Source organism: Pelomonas nitida, from assembly GCF_043555975.1.
Classification (GTDB): domain Bacteria; phylum Pseudomonadota; class Gammaproteobacteria; order Burkholderiales; family Burkholderiaceae_C; genus Pelomonas; species Pelomonas nitida.
Genome location: NZ_JBIGIA010000021.1, coordinates 42298 through 61975, shown reverse-complemented (window position 1 = coordinate 61975; position 19678 = coordinate 42298). Strand labels below are relative to the sequence as shown.

Sequence of the window (19678 nt, the reverse complement as noted above, 5' to 3'; positions counted from 1 at the left end):
CGACAGGGTCGGGCGTTCGACCATAGCGACTCATGCCGGCTCCAACCCTGGCAGCGAGGGCATCAGCTCCCGTTTGAACAGCAACTTTTCATCAACGCCCGGCTCAAGCTCAAGCACCACATGCGTCTTACTGCGAAGCTCGGGCGGAGGTGCTGACGTCGTCGTCACGATGAACTGAATGGGCGTGCCGCCTGTCCCCGCCAACTGGTCTGCCGCCTCTGCAGAAGTCATGAAAAAGTTGCGGTAGAGCAGCTCACTCATGTCTGCCTCGCGCGGACAGTCATGAACCAGGAATCCTGGGTGGTGATTCCTATCAGACGTCGCTGAGTCGATGAGGCAGACAACATCCCCGAGCAGCACTTCCAGAACCTGATAGGCCTCGCCGCCCTTGGCTATTTCGAACGGCTTGACCTCGTTGCCTGGCATGAATCTCACGTGGCCGGATGCGCCCAGCATCCGCTCGCCAATCGACCGCGTCAGAGCCGTCAGGTCCTTGGTGCGCTTGGACGTCTGAGACTTCCTCGCCTCAAGCTTGGCTTTGAGGCCATTCAGGTCCCTCTTGCTCACGGCCAGTTGCTCTTGTGCCCTGGCGAGCTCGGCATTGTCCAGGCCCTTGTCACGTTGCTCCTGCCTGAGCTTCAGCACATCCCACGCCTGCTTCAATGTCACTCGAGACGCTTCACTGGTCGCGATGCGAATCCGCAGACGACGCACTTCTACGCGTTGATTCGAGAGTTGCTGCTCTTGTAGATTGACTGAGGATTTCGCAGCCTCAAGCTCCTGCTCGCAGGACCTCACTTGCGCAGCGAGATTTGCCGCGGTTTGCTTGACCTCTCGTTCGTCGCGAATCAGGTTGAGCTCCGGCTTTGCGCGTCGCTGCAGTACGTGCTCGCACGCTGAAATCTCGATACCGCCAATGTCACACCGGCCTGAGGGGTTTTGGAGGGTCTCGCGAAGCTTGATGAACCTTTCCAGTTCGGGCAAGTTCTGGGTCACTCGAGACTTTGCGATGCCGAAATCGGCCTCTGCCAGCTCAACTCGACGTTTGAATTCCTTCAACTGATTCAGTGCTTCGATGACCCTGTCTTCTGCTGCGTCGACCTGCTTCTCCAGACCGGCCTCCAATGACAGGGCGGCATCCAGCATTTCAGCCACGCGGGACTCGATAGAGTCGCAGGCGGTGTTCTGAAATACGGGCTCATCCTCGTTGGCACCGACGCGGAGTCGCATCTCCCGAAGCGCTCCGCTCAACAGGAGACCCGGCTCGCGCTCCAAATCGGGCAGTCGGGCCTCAGTGCGCTCAACCTCCACCTGCTTGGCCTCAACCGCACGAATGAGGTCGTCCATGTCGGCATCGAGCAGGCCAAGGACGGAACTGACGAATACTGGAGGTTCGCGCCTTGGTCGAGTGAATCCGAGTCCCTCGCCGTCTCGCCAGCTGTAGAAGCCATCGAAGCGCTTGCGTTGGTCGCGGATGCACCAGGCAAGCAAGTGCTTCCACTTCAAGGGTTGGTTGCTGCCAGGCAAGGACTGCGAGGTCAGGCGACCAATCGAGAAGGCTTCCAACGATGTCAGATAAGCCTGGAACTGGTTTGCTACGCCAGGCGCCAGCAGTTCCTCCAAGCTATCCACCTCTGCCGCCAGGGAGTGCCCGTATGCGCCGTAGGGGCGAAACACAAGCCATGTCGAGTTGTCGAGGTGGACCTTTGCGGCAACGCCGCCTTTGGGAAAGCCGCTCACTGCCTTTTCCCTCAGAGCACCCACGGCTGATGTGTCGTCACCAAGGATGTGGCGCAATAGAAGGCATAGCGATGTCTTTCCGACGCCGTGACCTGCATTTCGCAAGCCTGGGCGCGCAACTGTGCTGGACTCCTTGGCCCAGACGATGTTCAGACCCTGCTTGAGCGGAATGGTGCGCGTCACCACTAGGGGCTCGCGAGATTCCAGTAGCCATACGGTTTCGACCCACAGCCGGGGCGTCGGTCGAACTCGAGGAAACGCTTGCAGCCAATCCGCCATATACCTGCCTCCCGTTAGCCCACGCCGCGCGCCTTTTGCAACGCCGGAGTCGATGTCGCTTCCACATCGGCGGACTGCTTCTGCCGCCGGCTTTCGGCCAGGTGCAGTAAGCGCGCGATGTCGGCTTGACCCGGTGTCCGCGCAATGTCTGAGGGGAGTTCCGTCGCTGTCCGACGGAACCGCGATGCGGCCCCTTGGACCCGCCTGCTGACGGCGCCATAGCCTTCCAGCCGCTCGACGATGGGTCTGATTCGGTCGAGAAGGTGTTGCGCACGTGTGAGCTTGGGGGCATCCACGCTGCTCGTCAGCGGCACGACTTCTGCCGTGCCGAGTTGTAGGCTTGCATGCGCCGAACGAATGACTAGGTTCTGCAGTTCATCCACCGTGCAGCCGTCTTCGGCTGAAGTCAGAAGCTCTACGACCAGACCAGCCAGCCATGCTTCGTCGTCGTCGCGAATCATGGATTGCGCCGAGTACTTTGCACTTGGCGGGGCAGCCGTCCGCTGAGGAAGGGCACTTGACGACAACCTGTCCCACGCCTCCAGAACCAATCGACGGGTCCGGTACTCACCAAAGGCGTCAATTTCGTTCTTCTTGAGAACGCGAAAAGTTTCGGTTGGGTAGTCGTCGCCTACGACATCCTTCGGGTCGAGGATGAAGCACTGTTCCTCGTGGCTGAGGCCATAGAGGCCCGCGAAGTAGACGTCCAACTCGGAACGCAGTCGGGCTCGACGTACGCTGTCCCAGCCGAAGGGGCGGCCATGCTCGGGGGCTGGTCGGGGGTCGTAGGCGGCGAGGTCTTGGCCCCAGGCATCCAAATCCTGCGCGGTGTAGGTGAGTTCCAATACACGCGGGACGATGAAGGCAAGGTCTGCCTGGGAATAGCGGTCAGGTGGAAGCACAGGCAACTGCTTCAGATAGCCGTATGTCAGGTGAGTGCCGCCGACCTTGGTTCGCGCAACGTAGTCGAAAACCAGAGAGCACAAGTTGCCCAATAGCGCAGCGCTGAGGGCTGGCGGCTGCTCAACAAACAACAACGGCATCGTGTGCCCGACACCGGCCCGAGGCACAACTGATGCAATCACGGTGCGCTCGTCGGTGCTGCGACAGATGTCTCGCCAGCCCATCAGCCACCGTGGACTACGGGTGTCCATCCAGAGGTCCAGAAGAACACGCAGCGCCTCCGCCAATGCACTCGTGCGCAGGGTCTCGGCAAGGGCCGCGAGTTCGCTGTCGACCAGTCGCGCACTCTGGTCCTGAGCGGCCCACTTGGGGAAATCGGCCAGCGCCTTCTTGGTTGTCAGACCCTCGCCGCGGAGCACTTCGTTCAGGCGAGGGAACCGAGCCTTGAGTTGCTCTTCCGTGCGGGCGATGTGGGGGTGGGCCTGTGTCGGTGTCCATCCAACTACTGCAGGTTCCGGTCCGGCCGTGCGGTGGAATATCTCGCCGGCCACCCACTGGGCCAGTGGGAGCAGCAGGTCAACCAGAGCAGTATCCAGGGAGACTGCATCCCCGGTATCTCGCGCGGCGTGCAGGACCAGCCAGGCACGGGCTACCCGTGTAGGGACGCGCGCGATGCGGGCCAGTACCTCACGTTCCTCCACCCAGTAGCGCGGGCGCACTGAGCGGGTGGGGTCCGCTTTCTGCGTGTCACTGACATCGTCGGTTTCAACTTCGCCCGCCGTACCGCTGGCGGCATCGACATAAGTCGCCCAGCGATGGTCGAACTGATGAATCATCTTCGCCTCGTAAAGCGGGAGGCGCATAGGCAGATTTGGAGCGGCGGGGGCGTCGGCGAACAGGCCGCTGTCCCCAGACATGTGGAACATCGTCTGGAAGCGGATGCCCCAAGGATTCGCCTCGGGCCGGAGTTGCCTGCCATCGCCGTCGACTTGCGTATCAGCGATGAGCACAGGCGCGGAGCGGTAGAGCTTTTTGGCGAGCTCAGCGTCGCGCTCGCTTCGGAACACCGGGCAGGTACGGGTGTTTGGGTTGATGAGGACGAATTCTTCCGGCGTCAGCTGGAAGTGGCGGCGGTGGTCAGCCAGTTCGTCCACCTGCAGTGCGAAGAAGGCAAAGTCCGCTGCTGGCGCGGCACCCAAAGTCAGGAGGCAGAACTTAAATCGCTGGTGCCCGATTTCGGAGAACAGCCCTGGGCCAGTTCGCAAGTCCAACAGGCTGACCAAGCGGCCCTGCGAGATTGCATCGAAGTAGTACTTTGTCGAGTCATCGGTCGCGATGCCCGTCGGCACGATATAGCCCGCTCGCCCGTTCGGGGCGGTGCACTGCAGAAAGGTTTCCGCAAACAGAGCGTAGGTGTTGACGTCGCCCACGCCAGTGAGCGGGTAGCGTCGGCTGTCGTGCGCGTAGAGGCTGGCCGCCTCGGCACCGCGCCGCGAGGCGATGAAACTTCCATACAACGCCATCTCGGCCCGGTTGGGCGGCGTCAGTCCCTCAGCGCGCTCCAGGTCCGGATTCACGCGATGCAGCAGCACGCCCTCACGCAGCCACTCGATGCGCTGGGCGCGCTCGGCCTTGTTCTTGGCCATGGCCACCAGCGGGCTTCGCGTGGCAAAGAACTCCTCCTCCTGCAGCTTGATGCGCTCCCAGGGTGGGTTACCCAGCATCACGCTGAAGCCGCCCTTCGCCGCCACCTGCGGGAAGGCCAGCCACCAGTGGAAGACGCTGTGCTGGCGGCACAGGGCCTGGGCGGCATCCTCCACCTCGGCCTTGGGTGCCTGGCCGCTCAGCACGCCCCACAAGTAGCCCGATAGCGGGACCGTGTCGCCAGCCCCGGCCAGCTTGGGCGCCAGAAAGGCGGCCACGTACGTATCGGCGAGCCTCGCGAAGCTGCTGCGCTGCCCTTCGGCTTGCGCTGTGGTCCAAGCTTGGCGCTTGGCGGCAAGGTGCTCGGGCGTGTCGTCGTCAAGGGTCTCGACGCTGACGGCCTGTGCGGCGAGGCCGGCCTGGGTCAGCAGGTCGCCGCCGGCAATCTGGCGCCAGCTCTTCAGGTCGGCCTTGTTCTGCTTCTTCAAGGCGCTGGCCACGGCCTTGTCGTCGCCCGAGAGCGCGGTGTAGGCCTCATCAGGGATGCCGTCCTCCAGCACCTTGGGGTCCAGCACGCCCAGCAGCGCATCGCCCACGCGCAGGTGGTGGTCGACGAAGCTCAGCGGCCGGTCGGGCGAGTAGGCCTCCAGCCACAGCGCCGTCTTGGCCAGCTGGATGGCCATGGGGTTTTTGTCCACGCCGAAGATGCAGCGGCCTACCACGTCGCGCAGCGCATGGCGGTAGTCCGATGGCGTCGGGGCCCCACCTTCTCGCTCAGCAGCCGCACGGTGCAGCGCGACCTCGTCGGCCAGGCGCCGCGCAGCCGACAGCAGGAAGTGGCCGCTGCCGCAGGCGGGGTCGCACACGGTCAGTGCGAGCAGCGCCTCCACCGGACGCTGGGGGTTGGCCTTCACCGTCTGCGCGATGACGGGCTCCAGCGCGCTCTTGATGAGCTCCTGCACCAGGCTGTCGGGCGTGTAGTAGCTGCCGGTGAGCTTGCGGGTGTTGCCCTTGGTGCTGGCATCGGTCTCGTCGTCACCGACGAAGGCCAGACGAGCAGTGGTGGGCGATGCCAGGCCCTGCAGGTCGGGCACCAGCTCCAGCAGGCTCTCGTAGACGCTGCCCAGCTCCTCGGGGCCCATGTCGCGGTAGTTGACACGGGAGAGGCCGCCATCGGCTCGGAACCAGCCGAGCTGGAACACGGCGGCGAGCAGGTGGCGGTTGTCGAGCTGAGCGGCATCCAGGCGCGGGCACTGGTCGACATCGAACAGGCCACCCAGGGCGGGAAGCCCCAGAGCTGGCTGACCGTGGGCCAACGCGCCAAAGGTGATGGTCAGCGCCTGCCAAAGGTCGGCATGGCGGTCGTGCTGGCTGCGGCGCACGGCGCGGTCGCGCAACCAGGTGAGCGAGTAGCCGGCCAGGTAGCGAGCCTTGGCCTCGTCACTGGCATCGGGAACGAAGACCAGGCGCTCGCCGGTGGCCCGGTCGCGCCGGTCTTCCACGGTGGCCAGGAAGATGAAGCGGTAGACCAGGCGCAGCAGTTCCTCGAAGAAGGCTTGGCGGTCGTAGCCGTCCTGGGTGCTCTGCAGCGCGGCGCGCAAGGCGCCGTTGGCCGGGTGCGAGAGGAAGCCGGTGCCCAGGGCCCGCAGCGCCTCGGCCACCTGGTAGCGCAGCTTGCCGCGCACGGTGACACCGGCCTGCTGGCCTGCGGCGCGCCAGCGCTCCCACGGGCAGTCGGTGGGCGGCGTGTCGGCCGTACCGAAGCGCGAGGCATGAGCCAGCAACCAGAAAGCGCTGAAGTCGGCCAGCAGCTCTTCGGTGAACAGGGCTTCGAGGTCAACCTCGATGTAGGCCGGGCGCGTGAGGCTGGCGTTGTCGCGCAGGATGCGCAGGGTCAGACCGTTGCTGACGATGGCCCACAGCGAGCTGTCACTGGCGTTGAGCGCTTCCTGCGCCAGCATGAAGGGGCTTCGGCGGCGGGTCTTGCCGGTGTCGGGGTTGGTCTCGCCAAAGCGTTCGGCGGCGCCGTCCAGCGGTTGGTCGAATCCGGCAAAGACCAGCGGCACGCGGCCACCATTGCCGGCGTGGCCGATGGCGTACTGGTGACCAGCATGCTGAATGGCCGGGCAGCGTGCGGCGTCATGGAAGTGCAGCACATCGCGCAGCAGCGGCAGCAGCCATTCGCGCACGGTGACCTCATGCGCCAGCACATCCTGCCGGCGGCGCAGTGCCTGGAAGTCTTGCCAGAGGGTGAGCGCAATCTTGAAGTCGCGGGCCATTTCGTCGCGCAACTTCAGGCCCTTGGCGATGCGGTACTGCGGCTCGGTCTGCTCGCTGGCCTTCGGGTCGGCCAGGAGGGTCAAGCGCGTCAGTTCCTCAGCGGGGAGCAGGCCGCCTTCGATGCGGATGGCGCGGTAGGCGAGCTGGTGGAGAGGCTTCTTCGCCATGGCGTCAGGCTCCCATGGCGTTGGTGGCGGCTGCATCGGGCAGGAGCACGTACAGGCCCATCACGTCGACGGGCAGGCTGGCGGTGACCTGGTAGCTGCCGCGACCTTCGGCGGCCTCGCGCACGCGGCGGTGGTCGGCCAACAGCGCTTGGGCACGTGCCTTGGCCATGGCTTCCAGCTGCGGCTGCCAGCCGGGCAAGGCGTCGAGGGCCGTCTGCAGTTGGCGGTCGCGCAGCGGCGCGGGCATGTTGCGGGTGGCTTCGGCGCCCAGCAGTTGGCGGGTCATGTCGGGGGCGAGTTCGGCAAAGGGCTCGGAGCCGCTGGCGGCAACGGCGACGGCTTCCTCGCACATCAGCAAGCGCGTCTGGCTGCCATGTGTGACGGTGAGCTGATGGCGGATGCGCAGCAGCAGCACCGTGGTCTTGAGCGACACACCCCGCACGAAGGCGGCGCCGGCGCGTGCGACGGCGGCGTCATCCACGGCGGCGTTGGCGTCGTCCAATGCCTGCTCCAGAAGCGTATCGGCCAGCACCGACACCAGCGGATGCGTGCGGTGAACGAAGCTGGCGCCCTGGGCGGCGGGCTGGTGGAAGTCGATGCGCAGGGTGTAGGCAAGGCCTTCAGCTGCGAGGCGCTCGCGCACCGCAGCCGGCAGGTGCTCGGTCAGCAGCTTGAAGTGCTGCTTCACCGGTTGCAGCGGTGCACCAAGCTGAGATGCGGCACGGCTGACGAAACGTTCAACTTCCGCTTCGCCACCCAGCACGGCGGCAGACTTGCGCCACTCGGGCAGTACGTCTTCGGGCTTCAGGCGGCGCTGGGCAAAGATGCTGCGGTTCTGCTTGGCCTTCTCCTTGGCGCTCTGCCAGGCTAGGTCGATTTCCTTGGCCGGCTCGCCGAACAGGTCCAGCTGCGATTGGGCGTTGAGATGGCCTCTGCGGAGCAGCACTGCATTCATCAGCGCCTGCGTGAGCTTGCCCTCGTTGTCGGGCATGGGCACCAGCACGCCCAGCTCCTTTCGGATGCTCTCGGCCTTGCGCAGGATGACCTGCAGGACGGCGCCGTCGACAGGGTTGTCCTCACCGTACAACATGGTGCTGCGAACCTCGCGTGCCTTCTGCCCAAAACGGTCCACGCGGCCTTCGCGCTGTTCGTGTCGGGTCGGGTTCCAACTAAGGTCGTAGTGGACGACAGCGGTGAACAGGCCCTGCAGGTTGATACCCTCGGACAGGCAGTCCGTGGCGACCAGGACTCGGGATTCGCTCTCACCCAGTTGGTCGACCGCGGCCTCCCGCTCGTCGGGCGTCAGTTCGCCGGTCACGGCCTTGACGGTGGCGGACTTGAACTTCTCCTGCAGGGCCGCAGCCAGGTAGTGCGCGGTGGCGATGTAGCGGCAGAAGACGACGGGCTGGAAGCCGTCCTTCATTAGCAGCCCGACGTGCTCCTGCAGCTTGGCGAGCTTGGGGTCATTCTGCTGGCCGGCCAGCGCCGCAGCGCTGGTCATCAGCGCTTGCAGCCGCTGGCTGTCTTCGGTCTGAGCGCCGGGCTCGATGTCATCGGTGGATAGCGCATCGTCGGTACCGTCCAGCACGCGGTCGCTGGCCTGAGCCTCGAACTCCTCCAGCGACGTGGCTGCGGCGCCTTCGGCCTCACCGAGTGCGCCTTGCAGCCGGGTTCGCAGTGCGTTGACGGCCGCCGCGGGGGATGACGAGATGCAGCGCAGCAAGGCCAGCGCGGCCCACCAGTTCATGCGCTGCTCGCGCAGGCCTTGGCCTTCAGAGCGCTCGACCAGCTCGCGGGCGTAGGCGAGCACGTCGTTGAAGAGCTGACCCCAAGCACCAGTGAGCTTGTAGGTGATTTCGGCGGACTTGCGGTCCGGGAACATCGAGGTGTCTTGCCACTCAGCGATGTCGGGCCGGCGGCGCTGGACGAAGTGCCGCGAAAGGTCTTCGCGCAGGTCGCTTCGTTGGCCGGCGGGCAGGTCCTTCAGCTGGGTGAAGTCTGCCCGCAGCAGGCCCAGCAAGTTGAAGAAGGCCTCTTCGTCGCCGCTGTGCGGCGTGGCGGTGAGCATCACCAAGTGACGCGCTGGGTCGGCTGCCAGGCCCTTGAGCAGTTGGTAGCGCTGCTGACGGCCCTGGCCGGCTTGGGTGCAGGTATGGGCCTCGTCGACGATGACGAACTCGGGGCAGAAGCGCTGGAAGGCTTCACGACGGCGCTCGGACTTGATGTAGTCCAGGCTGACTACCGTGTAGGGATGGGCGTGGAACACCGAAGTGCCGGGCAGCAGGTCCCGCTCCAGGCGGTCGGCGGTGTTGGAGCGCACCACCACGGCGGGGATGTGAAAGCGCTCGGCCAACTCGCGTTGCCACTGCTCGCATAGGTGCGGCGGGCACAGCACGGTCATGCGGTGGACCTCGCCACGGTCGAGCAGCTCGCGTGCGATGAGCGCACCTTCGATGGTCTTGCCGATACCGACGTCGTCCGCAATCAGCAGGCGCACCGTCGGCTGCTTCAACGCCATCAACAGCGGCACCAGCTGGTAGGCACGTGGCTCGACGGCAATGTTGCCGAAGCTGCGGAATGGGCCAGCGCCGCTGCGCAGCTTGAGCTGCAGTGCATCCAGGAGCAACTGGCTCGCCGAGTGGTTACGCGCCTGGGCCGCCGAGGGCCAGGGGAACGTGGCCGGCTGGACCGGCTGGCGTTCCAGGGGCAAGTAGATGAGCGTCTCGTCGCGCTCACCGCCGCCCAGGGGGCGCAGGCGCAGGGTCTGCGTGTCGGACTCGGGCAGGACTATCCACTCGCGGCCACGGGCCGCAACCAGGCTGCCCGGTAGGAATTCCGGCGTCGGAGCATTCATGTCGTATCAGGCCTTGCCTGGACCAAATAGGTCGGCGTTGTTCTTAAAAATGTCGGGCCAGCGAGCCTGCTCCTTGGGGAAGCGCACCACCAGATAGCCCAGTTCGTCGAGGACTCGGTCGATGGTGGCGTCCGCAGCCCGCTGGGTGTCGGTCTCGTGATGAGGTCCGTCGATGAAGACAGCGAGATTCAGGTCGTCGTAGAAGAAGTCGGCACAGGCGTTGGCGCCGCTGACCGTGTGCTGCCCGCGGTCAGGCTTGCGGTAGCCGTGCGCATTGACGTGGTCCAGCCAGGCCTGCTCCAGCGTGCTGCCTGCGGTGCGGGCGAGCTCGGCGTCGTGCTCTTGCGGCCCGCGACCTTGCGTGCCCTGGTGAGCCCGGGCAGCCGCCAGGCGGCAGAGGATGTCGAGCAGCAGCCCGCCGGCATCCTTGTCCTTGCGGTCGATGAGCGTGTGGTCAGGCTGGTTGTAGTACGAGAGCAGGCAGCGGTAGCAGCCGGCCTCACACAAGGGCTTGCCATCGTGGTCGAGCTCTTCGGTCAAGGTCTTGCGGGCCCACGGCTGGCCGGCTGGAGGCGGCAGGAAGTGCAGCACCTCCAAGGCCTTGGCAGCCACCGCAGCCAAAGCGTCGGGCTCGGTGGCCAGACGCGTCAGCACGCCAGCGCCACCCTCGGCCGCCTCGAACAGCAGAATGGACTGGCGGTTGTCGCGCGTGGGCAAGGGCTCGGCCATCAGCTCGCTCTCTTCGAGCTGGTAGACCGCCTCGATGCCGCGTTTGAGCGCGTACTGCAGCGTGGTCAGCGTTTCAGCCGCGAGTTCGCCCAGGCGGTAGTGCGGGCGCACGATGAGGATGTTCCGGCGGTCCTCGACGTAAGGAACGATTCGCTGCGGCGGTGTTTTGTCCGGCGGGGCCTCGCCCTCGGCCTCTTTCTCGCCGTTGCCGTCGTCGACGCCACCAACCCAGTGGCCTGTGACCGGGTTCATCATGAACCCCTGGATGGCCTTCTCTTTTCGGCGGCGCCAGCCGAAGTTCATGCGCCAGACCGTTGCGGCCGGGCCGTACTGCATCTCGAGCAGCGGGCCTTCGTCATCCTCGACGACCGTCGTGACCATTTGCAGCTTGCCTTCGGCCTCGGCGAACTGCAACGTGGTCTGCATCTCGTAGCCCTGGCGTACCCGCTCTTCCTCGTTGGCGGTGATGCGCTCGGCGCGCTTGGTGGAGACGTTCTCGATGCGGTACAGGTTCTTGATTTCCTGAGCACAGGACAGTGACGCCCCGCAGGAAATGCAGCGGTCCGAGTCGCGCTGTGAGCGGAAGTGGCCGTAGCCGCACGCGGGGCACAGGCGGGCGATTTCAGTGGGCAGGCGAGCGCCTTCGCTGACCTGGTCTGACCCGGTGATGGTCAGCAAAGCCTTGGTCACGCGGTACTGGCTGCCCTCGTGATAGATGAGGCTGTAGGGGCCAAACTCACCGAGCGCCAGGAAGCGCGGCCGTGACAGGAAGCTCTCACGGCCAATGGAGCCACGCCGAGCCGGCAGGTAGGCCAGCAACGGCAGGCGCGGGAAGTTGTAGCCCGGCAGGAAGCCTTGGCTGGCGAGGTAACGGTAGGTGTAAAAGTCGCTGTTGAAGGCGCTGTCGCCTGCCAGCAGCAGGTCACGCTGCTTGCGGGCTTCGTTGTGACGCTGCTGGGCCTCACGACGCTCGCGTTCGCTGGCGGCGGGGTTGTTCTCGATTTTGAAGTTCAGCTCGATGGCCTGTGCCGTGGCGCGGTACAGGTCGCGCCAGCGCTGCAGGGCACCGTCGAACTCTTGGTACGCCCGTTGGAACACCGCTTCGGCCCACTTGTCTGTGTACCAAGGCGCGTTCGTGGGCGTCAGCTCGTTCGTCAACATGCCCAGCACCTTCAGGCCACGCTGATGCGCGCGCTTCTTCGCTTCCGGCTTGTCCAGGTCCGACGCCATCTCTTCGGTCACCGGCAGCACTTCAGGCTGATTCATGTCCAGCAGGTCGCGCACGCTGTTGCCCAAACGCTTGCCGGTCTCGGCAAGCCAGATGGCGTGCATGTGGCTCTTGACCAACTCCAGGTTGGCCAGGTCCAGCGTCGGGGCGTTCACCTGTCCGTGCACCATGCGGACAGGGTCGCGGAAGTAGTACTGGTCGTGCGGGCTCTGCGAGGCGCAGTAGGTAATGACCAACGCCGGCTGGCCAGCACGCCCCGCACGACCACTGCGTTGAGCGTAGTTGGCCGGCGTAGGTGGCACGTTGCGCATGTAGACGGTGTTCAGCGACGAGATGTCGACGCCGAGCTCCATCGTCGGGGAGCAGAACAGCACCGGCAGCCACTCGAGTTCGACGCCGTTCTTGCCGCGCCACTCGGCACGGTCCTTGTCGGTGAAACGGAAGCGAGCTTCGCGCTCCATCCGGTCTTCCTGCTCGACCTGGGCCGTGTGCTCGCGGGCTTCGAACTCGAAGAGTTGGTGCACGGGGCTGTCGAGCAGGCCGGCGATGTTCAGGTACAGGCTGCGGAAGAAGGCGTTGTCTTCGGCCTGACGCTTGCTCTCGCCAGAGCCGAGCTCCCACTGCAACGCGGTGCCGTTCAGCTGCCACCCCAGCACACCGAAATCCGTCTCCTCGTGCTTGACCATGCCGTAGGACTCGGCGGCCTGCAGCAGCGCCTGGATGACATCCGGATAGGTCTGGTCGTTGATGTGCTTGTAATAGGGGTTGCCACCGCCCCAGGTGCTGCCCTGGCGTAGCAGCTTGCCCAGGCGGGAGCGGCTGGAGCCAATGACCAGGAAGTCTTCGACCACCACCCGACGACCGCGACGGTCAGACTCTTCGCGCGGTCGCGAAGTGGCGAACCAACGGGACGGCACTGGGCGTTCGTCTTCGGTGAAGCCCCAGGGCTCGCACAGGTTGGCGTAACTCTGGGTGCGAAGCTGCTCGAGTTCTGTGCGGTCGAGGTAGCGCGTGGCGATGCACAGGCCCTGGCGCATGAAGTCGAACAGCTCGCGCAACACCTTCGCGCGCTCGGCGGGGCTGGCCGCCTGGAGCACCTGCGGGGCCTGGGCCCATTCGGCGGCGTCGGCGGCGAGGTCGTCGATGTCTTGGTAGCCGATGCGAATCAGCCCGAGCTGTTCGAGGTTGGGGTTGTTGAATCGCCAGCCACGGCGCAAGTCAAAGTAGCTGCGGTAGCCCAGGATGCCGCGCATGGCCTCCTGGACCTGCCGTCGGGTGTTGCCCTTGACCTCCGGCTGCTGCATGTACTCGGCACGCACGGCGGGGTCATCGCGGTGGAACCCGAGTGATTCGAAGACCGCGTTGGCGACCTCACGCTCGGACAGTGCCTTGCCGCCGGCCTTGCGCACCGCCGACAGCAGTGCCGACCGGGTCAGCAGCACCTGCAGGAAGTCGTTGAAGTGCCCGGCTTGCAGCGCGGCGTCCTGCCGGTTGTCGGAGAAGCCAAGCACTTTTTTGGCATCGGACGACAACTCCTGGTCCTGCTCGTACAGGTAGCGCAGGGCCGACAACGTCAGCATCGTCGTCGCCGAGCTGCGACCCTCGCCAGAAAGCGACGTCAGGCGCAGGGCGTCCTTGCCGGACGTCGTGTGCGACACGCCACAGGCCAGGCAGAAGCGGAAGGCGCCCGGAATGAACCAGCTTGGCAGGCCGCTGTCGGTGCTGACAACGCCATCAGGTCGCACCTTCAACGACTGGGGAAGGAACTTTCGTTGGCCAGACTTAATGCGCCACTCGCCATCGGCCCGTTCCTCGAGCCAGGACTCCGGATAGCGTTCCAGTGATTCGGGGTCCCAAAGGCCTCGACCATCCGGCATCAGGAAGCCGAACTTGACCTGCTCGTCGTCGTGCTGCCGTTCTTCGATGCTGCGAACGTTAAACGTCCGGCCCTCGTGGCCGTCTGTATCCCAAACCGGGATGTACTCCTGGCCGCAGTCGCGGCAGAAGTGCACGTGGTAGTAGCGGCGCTGCCGCTCGTCATCGCCCGAGACGAACTGCTGACCGTCGAGCGTGATGGCACGATGTCCCGGCGCTTCCAAGGTTGTGAAGACCTTGCCACCGCCAGCGATGAACTGGTGGAGCTTGAACGCGAACAGGCTCTTGCCGGCGGCATCGGTGACGGCGTAGGCCCGCAACATGAACTGCTGCAGGTAGGCCAGGCAAGTCTCGATAGGCTCGCCGGAGGCATCGTGCAGCAGCTTGGCGGCGTCGGCCAGGGTGCGAGGACGTGCGCGCCGTGGCTTGTCGTCTTCGTAGGTCAGGCCCAGCGTCAATTCGACCCAGACCGACATCGGGTGGGCAGCCAGGGCCTCAAAGCCAAGGTCGGCGGGAACGCCGGACCGGATGGCGGGGCCGAGGCTGCTGCGGATGGATTCGAGCGTCTGGCTTTCGGGCGTCGTGCGCCGCAGGGTCTCGGTGATGACGTTGCGGTCGGCGATGGCGGTGCCGAACAGCCGGCGAGCCACTCGTGCGACGACGGCGTTGCGTTCCATCTGGCTGCCCTCGGACGCCATGGTGGCCGAGGTGCCGATGCAGATGAGCTCGTCGGCCAGCGCTTCGCGCACGCGGCGCACCAGCAGCGCGACGTCGGCGCCCTGGCGACCACGGTAGGTATGAAGCTCGTCCAGCACCAGGAAGCGCAAGCCCTTGGCGTTGCGCATCACCGCCTTGTCGATGTCGTTCTGCCGGGTCATCAGCAGCTCGAGCATCATGAAGTTGGTCAGCAGGATGTCCGGCGGATTGGCCGCCATGGCTTGCCGCTCTTCGTCCGATTCCTGCCCGGTATAACGGCCGAAGCTCACAGCGCGGGTCGCTGGGTCAGAGCCCAGGAACTTCTTCAGCTCCTCCAGCTGGGAGTTGGCTAGCGCGTTCATCGGGTAGATGACGATGGCGCGCGTGCGCGGCGTGGGGTCGGCCTTCTTGGCCTTGAGGCAGGCGTCGACGACGGGGATGAAATAGCTGAGGGACTTGCCGGAGCCCGTGCCGGTGGTGAGGACGTAGCTCTCACCGGCCAAAGCCAAGCTGATGGCCTCGGCCTGGTGCTTGTGCAACGGCAGTGTCACCCCGGCCGAACTGGCCGACTTGCCAAGACGGAAGATGTCCGAGCACTCGGGGCTCAGCTGGCCGGCTTGGACCAGCTCATCGACCGTGCCCCCCGAACGGTAGTTCGGGTTGATTTGGATGAGCGGCTCTGGCCAGTAGCGCTGGCTGTCGTACTCGCGGTCGACGAAGGCCCGAATGTCATCGGACCGGATGCGTGTGAAGCTGCGGGTGAACTGCTCGTACTCGCCGACGAGGTGTTCTCGGAATTCAAAGACGTCCACTGTTCTCCTCCCTGTGTTGGTCGCTCAGCGGCTCTGTGGCTGCTTTAGCTGGACCTGGATGTCCTGTTCATCGCAGTGTTTGCGGACCAGCACCTCAATGAAGTTGGCCAGGGTCCGGTGTTCTCGGTCCGCCGCCAATCGAATCAGCTCCTTCAACTCCGGCGAGACCCGGAGGTTGAGGGTTTCTGTCTTTCGTTCCATGGAAGCGTCCACGCGGTTGAGTACCGCAAATGTAACGCAGATGCGCGCCATCTCGTTTCATGGACATCCTCTGTTCGTGGGGCGGCATTTCGGTCGCTACACGTCGCTCCACAGGACAACTTTTTTGGAGCGCTTATGCGACAAGGCACTGGCCATTCAGCGGCCCATCCGCAATTTCTCAACGAGCTGTACGGCAACTGCCATCGCGCTCGTCCGGCGGCCCTGCTTTCCCCCGAGGACGTGGCCCCCACGGCAGCGGAGCAGTACCCGAGCCTACGCGCCCGAGGGTGGGCGCTGCACGCGGTGTTGAGTGACGAGGACATCGAGCTGATGGCCAGCCAGAGCGGGCCGCAGCCGATGCGGTTCATGGTCATAGAGCTCGACCGTGGACTGCCGATGTGCGTGCTCGTCACGCAGATTGGTGACGTCCAGTGGCGTTGGGTCGTCCCGATGTGGGAGCTTGGCGCGATGGATTGGCTGCGCGAGGCCATCGAGCAGGACCGATTGCTCATGCTGGTCGAGTCCCCGATGTCCACCACCGGACTGACGTTCTTGGCTGGTGGTGGCCTGTTCGGTCGGCCGAAGGACCTGATGAAAAGCGCGACTCCCAAGGCTGTATCAGCCGAGGAGGCGGTGTTCGGCATGGTCCTGGGTGGAATGAAGTTGATGGCTCCGCACGCCGTCATGCCGCCCGTCGGCCAAAGACAGCCGACACACATCCGTGTGATGGTCTCGGCCAGGGGTGTGAATGCGGTGCTGCTGATGGAGACCTATCAGCGCGCCATGCATACGCGACCCGCCGGAGCGTCTTCCGCTGGCACAGAGGTCATCCACTCTCCGCTGCCGTAGCCGCGCAGCGGCGTACTTCGGGCGGGACAGCATCGGCTGTCCCGCCCATTTCTTCAGCGCATCAAACTTGGCAACGCCGGTCTTGCCGTGCGGCAAGATTTCAGTGAGAGGCGATTGCCCAGCCACTGCAAGGGCGTTTCGGGGACACCAACGTGTGTCCCTTGCACGGTTTCCAGTCGCGAAACTGGCGCTGTCACTTCAGTCCTCGGCCAGGTAGGCCATCTGAGTGCCCATGCACAAAGCCGCGCAGCGGCAGATTCGGTGAAGGGCGCAGCCATCGGGTTGCCCGCTGTCTCTGTGCATGGATGGCGGTAACCAGGGTAACGACGGTCATCCTGGCAAGGGCCATCGGTCGGCGTCTTGCCGCGCGGCAAGATGGGGGTGCCGACCATTTCCAGGGGCAGCGGGTTGGTGGTTAAGGCAGCCGCCCTCGCCAGGGCTCGAAGCACTCCGGCAAAGGCAGGGAGCGGGCCATTGGCCGCGCCCTGCCAGGGCCCACACTTCTGTCTATTACAAGGTAGTACGAGCCTCGTCATTTCGCGGCAAACCGTTGTCGGTGCTCAGCTTTTGCCAGAACGGCTGCTCGCCATATGACGAGGAATGCAGCGCGAAAAGACTGGGCCTCGTCATTTCGCGTGCGGCTGGCGTCGGTGCGCGCAGCTCCGTGGGCTCCGCGCCGGCAGTCGGCATGCCATTCGACGCGCAGGCGCTCGACTTCATCCGGGTCACCTCCGCTACGGTCGACGCCAGCTCAACCTTCCAGTTTTCCAAGCGGCCGATGGCGGCCACTGCCGACCTGACGTCGCTGAGGCGGCGGTTGCGCCTTCTCGCCGGAACCGGGGTCCCGCCTGACGGCCACAGCCTTTCCACCAAGGTCTCGTACCCGATGGACATCGACTTACCCTGACCGAGGCAAGTCGACAGAAACGCGTGCACCAGCATCGCTGTGTGCGACGGCAGGCTCAACCGCTCCGACAAGAGCACCTGTGCATACCCCGGCGACAGCAAGGCTGCGGCGAGGCGGTGGTTCAGGGCCACATGAACGCGCTGGTTGTCGCCGACCAGCCAACTGACCAAGCGGCACGAGCGCAACTTGTGCGTGACGCCGTCACGTTCCCAGACTGTGACCTCGCAGAGGCGCGTCAGGGACTCGCGACGAGCGTCGTTCGCGGAGCCGCCCACGCTCGCAGCGCCGCAACGGCGGTGCAGTTCGCTCCATGAGCACGCCAGCCTCAGCGTGGGCGGCAGGTCCTGAGCTGCCTCGGTCTCGGCCTGGACGTGCAGGGATGCCCACAGCAGAGAGCCTACTTCGCTGCGGTCGGCCTGGTCCAGACGGTGTTCCGAAGGGCGCCGCCGATGCTGCTCCTGAGCCAGCTCCAGCAGAGCCAGCAGCAGCGTTTGCTCTGGCACCCCCAGTGCTTCTCGGGCGCTGAAGCGAAGGCTCAATTCACCGTACTGATAGGTTTCGTTCAATACGGGCCGTGGCGACCCGTCCTTGGCCAGCGGTCGAAACAGCTGGCAGAGACCGAACGGGTGCGACAGTCGCACCACCCTCGGCGGCACCGAGGCATTCTTCATTGCGGCGCGGGTCATGCCGCCTCCTCGAAGAGCATCAGCACGCCATGTGGACCGCGCGTCAGCACCATGGTGTCGGTCGTGGCGACGTAGTTGGCCTTCGGGATGTCCAGGAGTACGTGGCGGTGCAGTTGCTCCTTGGCGATGCCGAACTGCTTGGCGGTTGCGCGCGTGGGCCGACTGAGGTTGAGTTGCCAACGTACGGCGTTCGGCAGCGCTGTCGAGCCTCGCGCGGCATCTGCCGAGCCCCCATAGTCCTGCAGCGCCGCAGCACGGTTGGTGTGGTGGACCAGCAGCCACGCCGCGTGCGTCGAGTAGGCATAGCTCGCGATATGACGAGCCAGACTCTTCATGGCGGTGGCATCGTTCTCGTCGGCGTTGTGGAAGTCGCGGATGGGGTCGAGGATGACCAGACGGGCGCCTTCGCACGCGCGTCGCAGCATCTCGCCGGCTGGCGTCTTCTCCCAGCAGTCACCCAGCAGGTTCACCTGGTCCCCGCCAGCCAGAGCATGGATGACCAGGTTCTGGCTCAGTAGGTCGGCCGCGTGGTGAGGGTCAATGTCGGTGGCAGCCAACTGGACGCTGGCGATGGCGTGCAGGCGGTGCCAGACCACGTGCGCCGATTCCTCGGCCAGCACCAGGACCACCCGCGCAGGCTCAGCGCTGCGGGGACCAGCGCCGCCTACAAGGCCGCCCAGCAAAGGCGTGCCGGTGGCCATGGCAATCGCCATCTGAAGGGCCAACATGGTTTTGCTGACCGCACCGGGGCCGACAACCAACCCCACCGTTTCAGCCAGCAGCCCGGGCAACACGTGGTCCAGTGGTGGCGGCGGATGGCGCAGCATGTGAGCGATGTTCAGCGGGCTGGAGAACGGATTCTTCAGAGCCTGCTCAGACATGGCGGGCTCCTTCGACACGCTGGGCCAGCCACGCGTGAACGTCCGTTGCACGCCAGCGCAGTAGCCGGGTGCCGGTGATGACCAGCCGCGGCGGGACGGCGGCGGGGTTGCGGTGAAGGTCCTTGCGGATGGTCTCCGGGCTGCGGCCAAGAAGGCTTGCGAGGTCCCTAAGGTCGAGGACGGGTTTGGTTTCGGGCATTGAATGCTCCACGCCGGTGTGCAGAGCACGTGACGACCGGCTGCGCCCGTTCGTGCCCGCTGGAGCATCGGTTCGGCCCCAGCTGGCACGTCTAGCCTCGACTTTTATTGCCTTCAGAAAGGAAAGGGGCGAGCCGCAGCCCGCCCCTCAATCACCCGGTACGTCAGGTCCGGTTCAATCCACTTCTGCCAGGTCCCTGTGACCACGTACGGCCTCCGCGCACGATTCGTCGTGAATGGTGGCTGCACGCTGTAGCCATCGAACCAACTCGGGGAGTTGGCGGGCGCCGAGCAGGTCACGGCCGGAGCACTCGAGGTACATCGCGACGAGCGACTGCTTGGCCTCCAGGCTCAGCTGCGACATGTCGGCCGGAAGCACATGCCTGGCGACCGGGTCGTCGAGCATTTGGGCCATGGCACGGTTCACAGCGTCCTCCAGCGGCTCGCGCGGGTGCACGAAGTCGCTCATGGGAATTCGGCCGGCAATCATCTTGACGACCACGGGAGGGACGCCAAGATAGCGGGCGCAGTTGACGGCGAACTCGTCACTGATTTGCCGCACCAGGCGGACGCCGCTACGGAGCTGGTTGATGTACCCGTAGGTCACCCCCAACTCGTCGGCCATCCTCTATGGTCCCGCAGCGGGGTAACGCGGGTAACACCCTGCCTGCCACGGGAAGTGCCGAGAGGCCAGCCGCCGCCTGCCCCAGTGGCACATCTCGACCTTCCACCGTCGGCAGCATCGCTCT

At 65.2% G+C, this 19678-nt stretch carries 10 protein-coding genes; 1 reads left to right on the top strand and 9 read right to left on the bottom strand.

What is annotated here, in order from left to right; translation table 11 throughout:
* Positions 1 to 30 precede the first annotated feature (30 nt).
* From ACG00X_RS21355 to ACG00X_RS21335, 5 genes are all read right to left on the bottom strand, one after another.
* The gene (locus ACG00X_RS21355; protein ID WP_394491329.1) at positions 31 to 1923 is read right to left on the bottom strand and encodes a coiled-coil domain-containing protein; all 1893 of its coding nucleotides are present in this window, start codon (positions 1921 to 1923) and stop codon (positions 31 to 33) included.
* A 110-nt stretch (positions 1924 to 2033) separates the two neighbouring features.
* Positions 2034 to 7013: an Eco57I restriction-modification methylase domain-containing protein gene (locus tag ACG00X_RS21350; RefSeq protein WP_394491327.1), complete on the bottom strand. Its 4980-nt coding sequence runs from the start codon at positions 7011 to 7013 to the stop codon at positions 2034 to 2036.
* 4 nt (positions 7014 to 7017) lie between these two features.
* Positions 7018 to 9867: a helicase-related protein gene (locus tag ACG00X_RS21345; protein WP_394491325.1), complete on the bottom strand. Its 2850-nt coding sequence runs from the start codon at positions 9865 to 9867 to the stop codon at positions 7018 to 7020.
* Positions 9868 to 9873: 6 nt separating this feature from the next.
* Positions 9874 to 15207 carry a DEAD/DEAH box helicase gene (locus tag ACG00X_RS21340; protein WP_394491323.1) on the bottom strand — a complete coding sequence of 1778 codons (5334 nt, stop codon included), beginning with the start codon at positions 15205 to 15207 and terminating at the stop codon, positions 9874 to 9876.
* 24 nt (positions 15208 to 15231) lie between these two features.
* Positions 15232 to 15408: a type II toxin -antitoxin system TacA 1-like antitoxin gene (locus ACG00X_RS21335; RefSeq protein WP_288472977.1), complete on the bottom strand. Its 177-nt coding sequence runs from the start codon at positions 15406 to 15408 to the stop codon at positions 15232 to 15234.
* Between the two features lie 135 nt (positions 15409 to 15543).
* Between ACG00X_RS21335 and ACG00X_RS21330 the strand changes: the two genes are divergently transcribed.
* Positions 15544 to 16257 carry a hypothetical protein gene (locus ACG00X_RS21330; RefSeq protein ID WP_394491320.1) on the top strand — a complete coding sequence of 238 codons (714 nt, stop codon included), beginning with the start codon at positions 15544 to 15546 and terminating at the stop codon, positions 16255 to 16257.
* A gap of 510 nt (positions 16258 to 16767) precedes the next feature.
* On the opposite strand, the gene repC is transcribed toward ACG00X_RS21330, so the two are convergent.
* The 4 genes from repC to ACG00X_RS21310 all read right to left on the bottom strand — a co-directional run bounded on the left by repC (position 16768) and on the right by ACG00X_RS21310 (position 19554).
* Positions 16768 to 17850 carry a replication protein C, IncQ-type gene (repC, locus tag ACG00X_RS21325; protein ID WP_394491318.1) on the bottom strand — a complete coding sequence of 361 codons (1083 nt, stop codon included), beginning with the start codon at positions 17848 to 17850 and terminating at the stop codon, positions 16768 to 16770.
* Positions 17847 to 18731 carry an AAA family ATPase gene (locus ACG00X_RS21320; RefSeq protein ID WP_394491316.1) on the bottom strand — a complete coding sequence of 295 codons (885 nt, stop codon included), beginning with the start codon at positions 18729 to 18731 and terminating at the stop codon, positions 17847 to 17849. Before ACG00X_RS21320 ends, repC begins: the two co-directional genes overlap by 4 nt.
* A complete protein-coding gene (locus ACG00X_RS21315; protein WP_394491314.1) occupies positions 18724 to 18930 on the bottom strand; it encodes a helix-turn-helix transcriptional regulator in 207 nt (68 codons plus the stop codon). Before ACG00X_RS21315 ends, ACG00X_RS21320 begins: the two co-directional genes overlap by 8 nt.
* Positions 18931 to 19104: 174 nt before the next feature.
* A complete protein-coding gene (locus ACG00X_RS21310) occupies positions 19105 to 19554 on the bottom strand; it encodes a hypothetical protein (protein WP_394491312.1) in 450 nt (149 codons plus the stop codon).
* Positions 19555 to 19678: the final 124 nt, after the last annotated feature.